Genomic DNA, 12,709 nt, shown 5'->3' on the forward strand with positions numbered 1-12,709 from the left:
CGCCGCGCTCGCCGCGCTCGCCGCGCTCGCCGCGCTCGCCGCGCTCGCCGCGCTCGCCGCGCTCGCCGCGCTCGCCGCGCTCGCCGCGCTCGCCGCGCTCGCCGGGGGACGGCGATGGGCTGGTCTGGCCGTAGGGGTCGTCGGCTCGCGTTCTAGAGCGGGTGGTTCAGGTGGTGGGTCAGGTTTCCGACGTAGTCGGTGATCATGTGGCGTCGGGTGAACCGCCATGTTCCGTCGGCCCGTTCGAAGGTGTCGTGGTAGCGGCCGGTGAAGATCGGCTGGAGGGGGAAGTCGGGCAGGGCCTGGAAGACCGTCACGTAGCTGCGGCACGTGCCGGTGCCCGCCTCGTCGTCCACATCCAGGACCAGGTTCGTGGTCACGTGCCGGGTGTGCGGTGTGCCGTTGTCGGGATAGCGGCGCGTCCACCCCTCGAACATCGCGCGTGCACCCGCCGCGCCGACCACCTCCCGATCCTGGCTCTCGGAGGTGATCACCGCGTGTGCGAACAACTCGCCCACGCCCACGTAGTCGCCCGCGTCGATGCGCTCGGCGTACAGCCCGATCAGATTCGGAATCGCGTGGTAACCGGACGGCATGAAGGGTGGCCTCCCGACCTCTCGACGGAGCGTCCCCGCGGCACGGCCGGCCGGCGGCCTCCGCGAAGTAGGCAATGAAGCAAGCAATGCAGGACCGGGCGACGGTAACTGACATGGCGTCAGATGTCTTCGGTGCGGGCGGCCGATCCCCACCCCGGCGGCGCGCCCGTCACCACCGCCGACCGCCCTTCACCCCGGCCGACTGCCCGTCACCCGCGCGCCCGTCACCCCCGCCGACCGCCCGTCACCCCGGCCGGGAGCGCACCCGCCACCCCCGCCGACGTCCCCTCACTCCCCGCCGTCCACCCCGACCGCGCCCCGGATGTCCCTCGTCAACTCCAGCAACTCCGCCTCGCGGTCCGCCCGTTCCCGCGGCCACCCCGCTGCGTCCGGGCGGGTCTGCCACGGATGCGGCCCGTGCAACGGCCGGTACTCCACGCCCAGCGCGTCCAGCCGAGCCAAGTGCCCCGACGTCAACCGCGCCACGAAGTCGGCGAAATCACCCGACCCGGACCCGGATTCGGACCCAGGCCCCGACTCCGGCTCCGACGACGGCCCCGACCCCGCCCCCGACCACACCGCCTCCGCGAACGCGCACAACCTCGGAAAGGCCATGTAGTCGATCCGCCGCACCGAGTCCATGTGCTCGGTCCAGATCTGCGCCTGCCCGCCCAGCACCCGCGCGCCATCCTCGGCGGACAACGCCGACGGCACCGGCCGGAACGCGTACACGTCCGCCAGCGTCAGCAGCGGCCCGACCGGAATCGGCTCGTCCGCGCCCTCGCCCTGGCGGTAGTCGAGGTACACCGAGGTGTCCGGACACGCCACCACGTCGAACCCGGCCCGGGCCGCCGCGATCGTGCCGTGCTCGCCGCGCCAGCCGCCGATCAGCGCGTCCGAGGGCACCGCCGCGCCGCCTGCCAACACCTCGTCCCAGCCGAACAGCACCCGCCCGTGCGCGGCCAGCATCCCGGCCAACTCGGCCACGAACCAGCCGCCGAGCGAGCCCGGGTCGGGATGACCCATCCGCTCCCACGGCCCGGTCGGCACCTCGTCGCCGCCCACGCACACATACCGGGACGGGAAGATCGTGCACACCTCGGCCAGCACGTCGCGACAGAAGCCCAGCGCCTCCTCGGTCGGCGCGAGCACCCCGTCGGACAACCCGCCCCACCGGGTGCGCACCCCCTCCACCGGCACCGCGCCGAGCGACGGGTAGGCCGCCACCGCCGCCTGCACGTGCGCCGGCAGGTCGATCTCGGGCACCACGGTGATGTGCCGATCGGCCGCGTACGCGACGATCTCGCGCAGGTCGTCGCCCGTGTAGTAGCCGCCGTGCGGTCGCTCGTCGAACGTCTCGTGTTGCCGCGATCCGCGCATGCTGCCCGTGCGCCACGCGCCCACCGAGGTCAGCCGGGGCCACCCCGGCACCTCGATCCGCCAGCCCTGGTCGTCGGTCAGATGCAGGTGCAGCACGTTCAACCGGTGCACCGCCATCAGGTCCACGAAGCGCAGCACGTCCTGCTTGGGCAGGAAGTGCCGGGCCACGTCCAGCATCACGCCGCGCCAGCCGAAAGCCGGCTCGTCCTCGATCACGCACACCGGCAGCGACCACTCGGCCGTGCGCACCCGCGCGCGCCGGAACGCGTCCGCCGGCAGCAGTTGGCGCAGCGTCTGCAGGCCGGCGAACACCCCGGCCGCCGAGCCGCCGCGCAGTTCGACCGCCGAGGTGGTGATCTCCAACCGGTACCCCTCGGCCGGCAGCGCGTCCGGATCGAGCAGCAGCGTGATGCCCGGACCGGGAGCCAGGAGACATCCGGTCGCCGGTCCGAGCGCGCCGCGCAGCCACGCGGCCTCGGCGGCCAGCTCCGGCGGATGGGTCACCCCCGTGGCCGCCGTCAGCACGAACGCGCCCGCCCCCGGGACGACCCGAGCCGGCCGCGGCACCACGGACACCGCCGCCGCCGACGACGAGGCCGAGGACAACGAGGACGAGGAGGAGGTGGCCATCAGGGAATCAGTCCTTCACCGCTCCGCCGAGCCCCGAGACCAGGTGCCGCTGTACCAGCACGAAGAAGATCAGGACCGGAATGGTCATCAGGGTGGACGCGGCCATGATGCCGCCCCAGTCGTTCTCGTCCGGCTTGAAGAACACCATCAGCGCCGCCGGCAACGTCTGGTGGTCGGTGTCCAGGATGAACGTCTTCGCGAACACGAAGTCGTTCCACGCGGTGATGAACGAGAACACCGACGTGGCCGCGAGCCCGGGCGCCACCAGCGGGAACAGGATCCGCCACAGGATGGTGAACCGGTTCGCGCCGTCGATCCGGGCGGCCTCCTCCAGCGATTCCGGGATCGCCTTGACGAAGCCGCGCAACATCCAGATCGCGAACGGCAGCGAGAAGGCCAGGTTGACCAGCATCAGCGAGCCGAGCGTGCTGAGCCCGAACCCGGGCGCGACCGAGCCGATGTCGCGGACCAGGAAGAACAGCGGGATGGTCAGCGCCTCGACCGGCACCATCTGGGCGACCAGGAACATCACCAGGATCGTGGTGCGGAACTTGAAGTGGAACCGGGTCAGCGCCACCGCGGCCAGGAACGAGACCAGGCCGGAGAGCACGACCACCACGGTCGCCACGATCAGGCTGTTGAGGAAGTAGCCGCCGAATCCGCTGACCCCGAACGCGTCGCGGAAGTTGTCCAGCGTCGGATGCCACGTCCACGGCCGCGGATCGACCGAGTTGATCTCACCGTCCGGCTTGAGCGCGGAGAGCACCATCCAGTACAGCGGGAACACGGTCAGCAGCGCGATCACGATCGCGGTGGTGTTGGCGATCCGCCGGGACACCTTCCGGTTGCCCCGGGTGCGACGGATCCCGGCCGGACGACCGGTGGCGGCGGCCACAGGCTTCGAGACGGACGCGCTTCCGGCGCCGGGGCCGGTCCCCGAGGAAGCGGGCGAAGAGGCGGACACAGTGCTCACAGCTCCTCCCCGGAGCGACGCAGCGCGCGGATGTAGAAGACCGTGACCACGAGCAGGATCAGCGTCATCAGCACGCCGATCGCCGCGCCCAGGCTGTAGTCCGAGGACGCGAACGCCTTCTGGTACGCGTACACGTTGAGGACCAGGTTCTGGCCGGCGATGCCGCCGCCTCCGGTCATCACGTAGATCTGGGTGAAGACCTTGAAGTCCCAGATGATCGACTGGATCACCACGATGGTCAGGATCGGCCGCAGGATCGGCAACATCACGTGCCGGAAGGTGGTCCACGTGGACGCGCCGTCCAGTCGGGCCGCCTCCAGGACCGAGACCGGGATCGACTCGATGCCCGCGTACAGCGAGATCATCACGAACGGGAACGAGTGCCACACGACCACGACGCCGACCAGCGCGAACGCGGACCACTTCTCGTAGAACCAGTTGTGGCCCTGCATGCCCAGAACCTCGTTGACCAGGCCCAGGTTGGTGTCGAACAGGAACATCCACACCGTCGAGCCGGTCATTGCCGGAGCCGCCCACGCGCCCAGCGCGGCGAACAGCAGCAGCAGCCTCGGCCACTTGCCGACCCGGGTCAGCAACACCGCGAGTGCCGCGCCCACCGCGAGGGTGGCCACGACGCAGGCCGCCGCGAAGATCACGGTCTGGAGCAGCACGTCCCAGAACTGGTCGTCGCCCAGCAGGGTCGAGTAGTTGTCGAAACCGACGAACTCGGCGACCTCGCCCGCCGACGCCTGCGGCTGACCGAACTCGAGGAAGGAGAGCAGGCCGAGCTGGTAGAGCGGGTAGCCGAACAGCGGGATCAGGATGACCGCGGACGGCAGCAGCAGCCAGAACGGCATCCACGAACGGCGCCGCCCGGTCTTGGTCTTGTTCGCGCCGCCGCGCGGGCGGACCGCGGCCGAGGCCGGCCGGTCCGCCCGCGCGGGCGTGGTGGTCGTGGTCACCGTGCTACTTCCCGGCGAACGCGTTGTCGATCGCGGTCTTGGCCTCGCCCGTCGCACCCGAGACGTCGGACTTGCCGGTGACCACCTTCTGGAACATGGTCGGCACCACGGACTGCGAGTCGATCTTGGCCCACGCGGCGTCCTTGGGCACGAACTTGGTGCCCGCGTTCAGGGTGTCGACGAACGGCTTGAGCCACGGGTCCCTGGCGACCACGTCACCACGTGCCGAGGCGAGCGTGGGCAGGTTGCCCATCGCGTCGAACATCTGGAGCTGGTACTTCTTGCCGCCCAGGATCTTCATGAAGTCGACCGCGAGCGAGCGGTGCTGCGAGGACTTCATCACGCCGAGGTCGTTGCCCCCGGAGAAGGCGGGCGCGATCGAACCCGGGGTGTTGCCCGGCAGCGGGACGACCGCGTACTTGCCCTTGGCCACGCCCGCCTCGACCGCGCTGCGCGAGGAGTTGGGCAGGATCGCCATGCCGGCGGTGCCGGCCGCGAAGGCCTCCACCGTCTTGCCGCCGGTCAGGTCGGCGCACTGCTGCGGCGGACAGATGTCCTTGGCGAACAGGTCGGTGTACGCCTTGACGCCCGCCTGCGACTGCGCCGAGTCGATCGTGGAGACGTACTTGCCGCCCTGCTGGGTGGCGATGTCGCCGCCGCCCGCCCACAGGAACGGCAGGCCGCCGAAGGTGTACTTGCCGCCGACCGCGATGCCGAGCATGTCCGGCTTGGCCGCACGCACCTTCTTGGCGGCCTCGACCAGCTCGGCGTACGAGGTCGGCGGCTTGATGCCGAGCTCGGTGAACACGTCCGTGCGGTAGTACAGCGAGCGCAGGCCCAGCCACCACGGCAGACCGTAGGTCTTGCCGTCGACCAGCGTGGTGTCCTTGAGGTCCTTGGGCAGGTCGCCCGCCTCGGACCAGTTGCCCAGGTCGGCGGAGATGTCCGCGAGACCGCCGGCCGCGACGTAGCCGAACAGGTCGGTGTTGCCGAACTCGACCACGTCCGGCGCGCTGTTCGGGTCGTTGAACGCGCCCTTCATCTTCTCCGCGCGCGGGCCCGCGTCGGTCGGTATGTAGCCGATCTCGACGTTCACCTTCGGGTGCGCGGCCTTGAAGTCGGCGACGGCCGCGTTGACGACCTTTTCCTTGGGCGCGCGGTTCGCCTCGTCGTACAGCCACACCTTGAGCGTGCCGGTCTGTTCGTCGGCGGACTTCGACTTGGACGCCGTGCCCGGCGCGCACGCCGCCAGCGCGATGCCGGCCACTGCGACGGCGGCCAAACTCCGGATCTTCACGACAATTCCTCCTGCGGCGAGGCAGGCCGGAGCGATCGCGGGTGATCCCGCGACCCGAGGGTCGGCCTGTACGTCTGGACGTCTGCATCAATCGACACGAACGGGCCGCAAGGGGGGAAACATCCGGTGCGGCGTGAGCGGGACGTTAGAAAGCGGCGCCGCGTTCCGACAAGGCGTCCCGGCGAACGTTGTGCACTGCAAAACTGTGTGCTGCGAAAGTGGCACCGGGCGCTCACGGACACGTAACGTCCGTGCTCGGTCGACCCGGCGACCGCCGCACCCGGCGGTCGACGACACACACCGCCCCTCCGGGCAACCGGGCGGAGACCGGCGGATACGAGCGGACACGAAGGGTAGGGAGGGCGCGCATGTACGACGTACTGCTGCGCGGCGGGCAGGTGCTCGACGGCACCGGCGCACCCGCCTTCCGGGCCGACGTCGCGATCACCGGCGAGAGGATCGCCGCGATCGGCCGCCTGGACGGCGCACGGGCCCACACCGAGCTCGACGCGAGCGGCCGGTACGTCGCGCCCGGCTTCGTCGACGCCCACGTGCACGGGGACGCCGCCGTGCTCGATCCCGAGGTCCAGCTCGCCGCGCTGCGCCAGGGCGTGACCACCTTCGTGCTCGGCCAGGACGGCCTGTCCTACGCCCCGGCGACCCCCGCCGCGCTGGCCTACGTCACCCGCTACTTCGCCGCGATCAACGGCACCCACCCCGGCCTGGGCGAGGGCCCGGTCTCGGTCGCCGACCTGCTCGCGAGCTACGACCGCACCACCGCGGTGAACACCGCCTACCTCGTCCCGCACGGCACCGTCCGGCACAGCGCGCTCGGCCCCACCGCACGCGCCGCGGACGCCGCCGAACTGGCCGCGATGACCAAGGCGGTCGAACAGGGCCTGGACGAGGGCGCGTGCGGGTTGTCCACCGGCCTGGAGTACGTGCCCGGCCGCTATGCCGACACCGCCGAGCTCGCCGCCCTGCTCGCCCCGGTCGCGGCCCGCGGCCTGCCGCACGTCTCGCACATGCGCGGCTACGAGGCCGCCGCCGGCCCGGCCATGCGCGAAATGCTCGACGTGGCCCGTGCGGCCGGCGTGGCCACCCACGTCTCGCACTACCACGGGCCGGCCGAGGAACTGATCGCGATGGTGGACGCGGCCCGGGCCGAGGGCCTGGACCTCACCTACGACGCGTACCCCTACCTGCGCGGCTGCAGCATCCTGGCGATGGTCGCGCTGCCGCGCGCGCTGGACGATCCCGACCCGGACAAGGTGGTCGCCGCGCTGGCCCGACCGGCCACCCGACGGCTCCTGGCCGACGAGGTGGACCCGGCCCTGTGGCCCCGGATCACCCTCGCCCACGTGCCCGCCGCCGACTTCCGCTGGGCCGAGGGCCGGCGACTCGTGGACGCCGCCGCCGAGGTCGGCGCGAGCCCGGCCGAGTTCTGTGCCGACCTGCTGATCGCCACCGACCTGGTGGCGAGTGCCGTGTTCGACCAGCCGCCGACCAACAGCGACGAGTCGGTCCGCGCGCTGCTGCGCCACCCCGCGCACATCGGCGGCTCGGACGGCATCTACATCGGCGGCAGCCCGCACCCGCGCGGCTGGGGCGCATTCGCCCGACTGCTCGCCCGGCACGTGGTCGAACTCGGCGACTGGACCTGGGAGCAGGCCGCCGTGCACCTCGCGTCGCACCCGGCCCGCCGCTTCGGGCTGAACGACCGGGGCCTGCTCCGGGCCGGCCTGGCCGCCGACATCGCCGTGATCGACCCGACCCGGGTGGCCGACCTCGCCGACTACGGCGACGCCCGCCGGCCCGCCGCCGGCATCGACGACGTGCTGGTGGCCGGTGTCCCCGTACTCTCGTCCGGAGCCCTGACGGGTCACACGCCCGGGCGCCCGGTCGGACCGTCCTGAGGACATGCCAGTGAACACCCACGAGCACGAGCGCGGCGCCGACGAGGCGCCCGGCGAATCGCGCGGCGAGACCCGAGCCGGATCGCGCGCCGAGGGCCTGCCGACACCGCCGCGCAACCAGTCGGCATCCCTGCGCCGCGCCCTCGCCGTCCTGGAGCAGGTCCGCGACCACGCGGGCGCCGAGGGCCTGAACCTGACCGAACTCGCCGACGCGCTCGGGCTGTCCAAGAGCACCGTGCTGCGCCTGGCCCAGCCGCTCCTGGACACCGGGCTGCTCGCCCGCGACCGCCGGCACGGCCACTTTCGGCTCGGCCCCGGCGCGCTCGCGCTCGGCCAGGCGTACCTGGCCGGCATCGACCTGCGCACCGCCGCCGCGGAGGAGGCGCACCGGCTCATGCGCGAGGCCGGCGGCACCGTGCACCTGTGCGTGCCGGACGCGCCGCACATCGTCTACATCGACAAGGTCGAGAACGAGACCGCCGTGCGGATGGCCTCGCGGATCGGCAGCCGCGCGCCGATGTACTGCACGGCCGTCGGCAAGGCGATGCTGGCCTGGCTGCCCGAGGACGTGTTCGCCCAGGTGGTGGACGCGGGCCTGCCCATCGTCACCGCCCGCACCCTCACCGACCCCGTGCTGCTGCGCACCGAACTGGCCCGGATCCGCAACCGGGGCTACTCGGTGGACGACCGGGAGAACGAGCCCGAGGTGCGCTGCGTGGCAGCGCCTATCTTCGATCACAACGACGTCGTGGTCGGGGCCCTGTCGGTCTCCGGTCTCACGTCCCGCGTCACCGCCGCGCGGGTCCGCGAGCTGGGACCTGCGGTCGCGGCGGCCGCCCTCCGTGTATCGCGCACTCTGGGAGCGACCCGATGATCCTCGACTCGTACACCAAAGGCACCTGGCTGCCGTATGAGGAACTCACCGACGACGAACTCGGCGCCGCCGAACACAGCCTGTTCGACGGCCCGTTCACGTGGCCGGTGATGGTCGCGCGCAAGTCCGCGCTGATCGCGAACGTGGCCACGATGGCCGAATACACCACGCGCCACGGCGTGTTGTTCGCACCGCACGGCAAGACCACCATGTCGCCCGAGCTGTTCGCCGAGCAACTGGCCGCGGGCGCCTGGGGGATCACCGTGGCGACCGCGAACCAGGCGCTGGCCGCGCACCGGTTCAAGGTGCCGCGGATCCTCCTGGCCAACGAGGTGCTGGACGAGAAGGTGCTGCGCTGGGCCGCGACCCGGCCCGACCTGCTGTTCTACGTGGACTCGCGGGCGGGTGTGCAGGTGGCCGCCCGGGCGCTGGCGGCGGTGCCCGGCGGGAAGTTGTCGGTACTGATCGAACTGGGCCGCACGGGTGGGCGAACCGGCTGCCGCGGCGTCGCCGAGGGCGTCGCACTGGCTCGGGCCGCGGCCGAGGTGCCGGGGCTGACCGTGGCGGGCGTGGCCGGCTACGAGGGCGGCCTGCCCGACGCCGCGGCGGTGTCCGGGTGGTTGCGCGAACTGGCCGCCCTGGCCGACGGGATCGCCGACCTGGTGCCGGGCACGCCGATCGTCTCGGCGGGCGGCAGTGCGTGGTTCGACGCGGTCGTGGACGTGCTCGCGCCGGACGGCAAGCCGCTCCCGGACCGCACGATCATCCTGCGCAGCGGTGCCTACGTCTCGCACGACGACGGCCTGTACGCGCGGGTGACCCCGTTCGTGCGGCACCCCGAGGAGGGCTCGCTCGCGGGCGCCCTGGAGGTGTGGGCGCAGGTGGTCTCCGCGCCCGAGCCGGGTCTGGCCGTGCTCGGCGCGGGTCGTCGCGACGTGCCCTTCGACCAGGACCTGCCGATCCCGTTGCGGGTGCGCGCGCTGGACGGGACACTGCGCGAAGCGGGGCCGGCACGCGTGGTCAAGCTCGACGACCAGCACGCGTACGTCGACCTCGGCGACAGCACGATGACCCCGGGTGAGCTGGTCTGCCTGGGGATCTCGCACCCCTGTACGGCCTTCGACAAGTGGCGCGCGGTGCCGGTGGTGGACGACGACCACCGGGTCGTGGACGTGCTGAACACCCACTTCTGAGCCGGGGACGGGCGCGAACTCCGGGTCCCCGGCCCCGGATCCGCCGCCCGACCCGAGCCCGACCCGAACCCGACCCGATCCGGACCGACCCGACCCGATCCCGGGGCGAGCCCGAATCCGATGCCACCGACGACGCGAATCAGGCGAGAGGACATCATGACCGCCGAACCCCGGGAAGCCCCGGACGTGGTCACGCTCGGCGAGACCATGGTGCTGCTCACCGCGCCGCACATCGGTCCGCTGCGGCACGCCCGCACGCTCGACGTCGCCACCGGCGGGGCCGAGACCAACCTGGCGATCGGGATCACCCGACTGGGCGGGCGGGCCGCCTGGATCGGTCGGGTCGGTGACGACGAGTTCGGCCGGCTCGTACTGGCCGTGCTCGGCGGCGAAGGGCTGGACACGCGCGGCGCGGTGGTCGACCCGGACGCGCCCACCGGGCTGATGGTCAAGGCCCGGCGGACCAGCGCGGCCACCGACGTGCGCTACTACCGCGCGGGCAGCGCCGGTTCCCGGCTCTGTCCCGAGGACGTGGACCCCGCGCTGGTGCGCTCCGCCCGGATTCTGCACGTCACCGGCATCACGCCCGCACTGTCGGCGACCGCGCGTGCGGCGGTGCGCGCGGCCGTGGCCGAGGCGAACGCGGCCGGCGTACCGGTCTCGCTCGACCTGAACTACCGGCAGGCGCTGTGGTCGGCGGAGGACGCGGCCACCGAGTTGCGGGCACTGGCCGCCGGCGCGGACATCCTGTTCGCCACCGAGGACGAGGCCCGCCTCGTGCTCAAGGCGCCGGCGCACACCCCGGTGCTCGACCTCGCCCGCGAACTCGGCGCGCTCGGCCCCACCCAGGTGCTGCTCAAGCAGGGCTCGCGCGGCGCCGTCGCGATCGTCGACGGCCGCGTGCACGAGGTGCCGCTGCACCGGGTACACGCGGTCGACCCGGTGGGCGCGGGCGACGCGTTCGCCGCCGGCTACCTCGCCGAGCTGGTCGAGGGCGGGACGGTGGCGGCCCGGGTGGCCACCGCCGCCGCGGCCGGCGCGTTCGCGGTCACCGTGCCCGGCGACTGGGAGGGACTGCCCCGCCGGGACGAACTGCGGCTGCTCCAACAGGACGACGCGGTCGCCCGCTGAACCCTCGGCACACATACCGTCCGGAACACCCGAGAAACCGATCAAGGAAGCGAACCACCATGGCCCACAAGGAAATCCGCACCGACGCCGCGCCCAAGCCCGGTGGCACGTACTCGCAGGGCATCGACGCCGGCGACTTCGTCTACACCGCGGGCATGGGCCCGATCGACCCGGCCACCGGGGCGACCGTCGGCGACGACGTGGCGACCCAGACCCGCCAGGTCCTGGACAACCTCAAGGCCGTGCTGGCCGAGGCCGGCCTCGACTTCAGCCACGTGGTGAAGGTGACGACCCACCTGGAGCACCTCAAGCGCGACTTCGCCGGCTACGACGAGGTCTACCGCGAGTACTTCACCGCGCCGTACCCGGTGCGCACGACGGTCGGCTCGGACCTGATGAACATTCTGGTCGAGATCGACGTGGTGGCCCGCCGCCCCTGACCTCGGCGGACGCGGCCGGTCACAGCGGCTGGAGGAATTCCAGCCGGTTGCCCACCGCGTCCTGCGCGTAGCACCGGCGGTGGCCGGGGAACTCCCCGTCGGGGACGACCTCGGTGCCGTTCGCGGTGAGCCGGGCGATCACCTCGTCCAGGTCGGAGACCAGGATGCCGGGATGCGCCTTGCGCGCGGGCCGGAAGTCGGCCTCGACGCCGAGGTGGATCTCCAGCGTGCCGGCGCGCACCCACAGGCCGCCGCGTGCGGCCAGGACCGGCGGCTTGGCCACCTCGGTCATCCCCAGGACGTCGAGGTAGAAGGCACGGCACGCGTCCTCGCTGCCGGCCGGGATGGCGAGTTGTACGTGGTGCAGGGCGAAGGAAGTCATGCGCGCATGGTTACTCCACCGCCGAACCGCTGCCAACCCCTCTCGGGCTCGCGGCGATCGCCCGCCCGGCCCGACACATGGCACGGCCCCGCTCGATGCGTGCGAAACGCATCGAGCGGGGCCGAGGTGTTTTCTCAGCCGGCGTTGACGCAGGTGTTGCCGAAGGTCGGGTTGAGTACGCCGATGAGGATGTTCACGGTGTTGCCGCAGACGTTGACCGGGACGTGAACCGGAACCTGGATGTTGTTGCCGGAGAGCACGCCGGGCGAGCCGACGGCCGCACCGTCCGCCTCGGAGCTTGCCATGGCGGGGCCGGCAGCGCCCGCGAGAGCGGCGCCCACAGTGGCGGTCAGGACGGCGGCCTTGGCGATACGCGACATCTTGTGTCGGTCCTTTCGGTTCGTACAGTGCCACCCGCGGCGGGTGGATCCTGCACAACGCGCCAGGACGCGGTCGGATACGGCGAGGCGCCCGAACGAGCGGTTGCCCCGGCGAAGTTACGCCGGATGGGCGGCGGCATGCAGCCGCAGGGCCAGTTCCCGGGCCACCTGTGCGAGTTCCGCGGGTGCGGTCGCGGCCAGCGCACCCAGCACCTCCGCCGTCGCCTCGACGACCGCGCGCGGCACCGTCACCGGGGCCAGCCCCTCCAGCACCGAACGGGTCCGCGCCGCGACCGGCGCCGGCGCGAAGGCCGGCGCGGGAGTGGCCGAATCGGCCGAACCGGCCGCTTCGATCGGGTCCCCGTCCGGCCCGGGGCCGGGAATCAGGCTGCGCAGTCCTCTGGGCACGGCGGGCACTGTCATTCCACGGAAGTTAGTGCAATCGCCGCCGCGAATTCCCCTCTCGGGCGCGATTTTCGGCCATCGCCCTTAGTTTCCCCCGGGGTTTCATCCTGTCGGGTGACGGCACTGTCGGATTCGGCGGCTAACGTTCCC

At 72.2% G+C, this 12,709-nt stretch carries 14 protein-coding genes; 6 read left to right on the top strand and 8 right to left on the bottom strand.

Going from position 1 to position 12,709, the window contains the following annotated elements; all coding sequences use genetic code 11:
* The coding region (locus ACIBM5_RS27860) for a hypothetical protein (protein WP_396009316.1) at positions 1-202 on the top strand (202 nt) is incomplete at its 5' end.
* Here ACIBM5_RS27860 and ACIBM5_RS27865 read toward each other — a convergent pair.
* The 5 genes from ACIBM5_RS27865 to ACIBM5_RS27885 all read right to left on the bottom strand — a co-directional run bounded on the left by ACIBM5_RS27865 (position 153) and on the right by ACIBM5_RS27885 (position 5,838).
* Positions 153-596 carry a nuclear transport factor 2 family protein gene (locus tag ACIBM5_RS27865; RefSeq protein WP_396009317.1) on the bottom strand — a complete coding sequence of 148 codons (444 nt, stop codon included), beginning with the start codon at positions 594-596 and terminating at the stop codon, positions 153-155. The two genes, ACIBM5_RS27860 and ACIBM5_RS27865, sit on opposite strands and share 50 nt — an antisense overlap.
* Before the next feature lie 288 nt (positions 597-884).
* Positions 885-2,606 carry a beta-N-acetylhexosaminidase gene (locus ACIBM5_RS27870; RefSeq protein ID WP_396009318.1) on the bottom strand — a complete coding sequence of 574 codons (1,722 nt, stop codon included), beginning with the start codon at positions 2,604-2,606 and terminating at the stop codon, positions 885-887.
* A gap of 7 nt (positions 2,607-2,613) precedes the next feature.
* On the bottom strand, positions 2,614-3,444 hold the full coding sequence (locus ACIBM5_RS27875) for a carbohydrate ABC transporter permease (RefSeq protein WP_391585531.1): 831 nt from the start codon (positions 3,442-3,444) through the stop codon (positions 2,614-2,616).
* Positions 3,445-3,575: 131 nt separating this feature from the next.
* The gene (locus ACIBM5_RS27880) at positions 3,576-4,541 is read right to left on the bottom strand and encodes a carbohydrate ABC transporter permease (protein WP_391585423.1); all 966 of its coding nucleotides are present in this window, start codon (positions 4,539-4,541) and stop codon (positions 3,576-3,578) included.
* 4 nt (positions 4,542-4,545) lie between these two features.
* Positions 4,546-5,838, bottom strand: coding sequence for an extracellular solute-binding protein (locus tag ACIBM5_RS27885; RefSeq protein WP_391585422.1), 1,293 nt, complete (start codon positions 5,836-5,838; stop codon positions 4,546-4,548).
* A gap of 368 nt (positions 5,839-6,206) precedes the next feature.
* Between ACIBM5_RS27885 and ACIBM5_RS27890 the strand changes: the two genes are divergently transcribed.
* From ACIBM5_RS27890 to ACIBM5_RS27910, 5 genes are all read left to right on the top strand, one after another.
* Complete coding sequence (locus ACIBM5_RS27890) at positions 6,207-7,754, top strand: amidohydrolase family protein (RefSeq protein WP_396009319.1); 1,548 nt, start codon at positions 6,207-6,209, stop codon at positions 7,752-7,754.
* 4 nt (positions 7,755-7,758) lie between these two features.
* A complete protein-coding gene (locus tag ACIBM5_RS27895; RefSeq protein WP_396009320.1) occupies positions 7,759-8,628 on the top strand; it encodes an IclR family transcriptional regulator in 870 nt (289 codons plus the stop codon).
* Positions 8,625-9,821: an alanine racemase gene (locus ACIBM5_RS27900; RefSeq protein ID WP_396009321.1), complete on the top strand. Its 1,197-nt coding sequence runs from the start codon at positions 8,625-8,627 to the stop codon at positions 9,819-9,821. The genes ACIBM5_RS27895 and ACIBM5_RS27900 overlap by 4 nt, the downstream gene beginning before the upstream one ends.
* Positions 9,822-9,977: 156 nt before the next feature.
* Positions 9,978-10,952: a sugar kinase gene (locus ACIBM5_RS27905; protein ID WP_391585418.1), complete on the top strand. Its 975-nt coding sequence runs from the start codon at positions 9,978-9,980 to the stop codon at positions 10,950-10,952.
* Positions 10,953-11,011: 59 nt separating this feature from the next.
* Positions 11,012-11,392, top strand: coding sequence for a RidA family protein (locus ACIBM5_RS27910; RefSeq protein ID WP_020549267.1), 381 nt, complete (start codon positions 11,012-11,014; stop codon positions 11,390-11,392).
* Positions 11,393-11,411: 19 nt separating this feature from the next.
* On the opposite strand, the gene ACIBM5_RS27915 is transcribed toward ACIBM5_RS27910, so the two are convergent.
* From ACIBM5_RS27915 to ACIBM5_RS27925, 3 genes are all read right to left on the bottom strand, one after another.
* Complete coding sequence (locus ACIBM5_RS27915) at positions 11,412-11,774, bottom strand: VOC family protein (protein WP_391585417.1); 363 nt, start codon at positions 11,772-11,774, stop codon at positions 11,412-11,414.
* 134 nt (positions 11,775-11,908) lie between these two features.
* Positions 11,909-12,154 (bottom strand): chaplin, encoded by a 246-nt coding sequence (locus ACIBM5_RS27920; protein ID WP_391585416.1) that lies wholly within the window; start codon positions 12,152-12,154, stop codon positions 11,909-11,911.
* Positions 12,155-12,271: 117 nt separating this feature from the next.
* On the bottom strand, positions 12,272-12,577 hold the full coding sequence (locus tag ACIBM5_RS27925) for a hypothetical protein (RefSeq protein WP_391585414.1): 306 nt from the start codon (positions 12,575-12,577) through the stop codon (positions 12,272-12,274).
* Between the last annotated feature and the right edge of the window lie 132 nt (positions 12,578-12,709).

It is taken from the genome of Embleya sp. NPDC050493 (genome assembly GCF_044458105.1).
GTDB lineage: Bacteria > Actinomycetota > Actinomycetes > Streptomycetales > Streptomycetaceae > Embleya.

What these genes read in the sequence shown, in the direction of transcription:
- ACIBM5_RS27890 (WP_396009319.1), top strand. Translation starts at nt 6,207, where the DNA reads ATGTACGACGTACTGCTGCGCGGCGGGCAGGTGCTCGACGGCACCGGC.
- ACIBM5_RS27895 (WP_396009320.1), top strand. Translation starts at nt 7,759, where the DNA reads ATGCCAGTGAACACCCACGAGCACGAGCGCGGCGCCGACGAGGCGCCC.
- ACIBM5_RS27900 (WP_396009321.1), top strand. Translation starts at nt 8,625, where the DNA reads ATGATCCTCGACTCGTACACCAAAGGCACCTGGCTGCCGTATGAGGAA.
- ACIBM5_RS27865 (WP_396009317.1), bottom strand. Translation starts at nt 596, where the DNA reads ATGCCGTCCGGTTACCACGCGATTCCGAATCTGATCGGGCTGTACGCC.
- ACIBM5_RS27920 (WP_391585416.1), bottom strand. Translation starts at nt 12,154, where the DNA reads ATGTCGCGTATCGCCAAGGCCGCCGTCCTGACCGCCACTGTGGGCGCC.
- ACIBM5_RS27905 (WP_391585418.1), top strand. Translation starts at nt 9,978, where the DNA reads ATGACCGCCGAACCCCGGGAAGCCCCGGACGTGGTCACGCTCGGCGAG.
- ACIBM5_RS27925 (WP_391585414.1), bottom strand. Translation starts at nt 12,577, where the DNA reads ATGACAGTGCCCGCCGTGCCCAGAGGACTGCGCAGCCTGATTCCCGGC.
- ACIBM5_RS27915 (WP_391585417.1), bottom strand. Translation starts at nt 11,774, where the DNA reads ATGACTTCCTTCGCCCTGCACCACGTACAACTCGCCATCCCGGCCGGC.
- ACIBM5_RS27870 (WP_396009318.1), bottom strand. Translation starts at nt 2,606, where the DNA reads ATGGCCACCTCCTCCTCGTCCTCGTTGTCCTCGGCCTCGTCGTCGGCG.
- ACIBM5_RS27910 (WP_020549267.1), top strand. Translation starts at nt 11,012, where the DNA reads ATGGCCCACAAGGAAATCCGCACCGACGCCGCGCCCAAGCCCGGTGGC.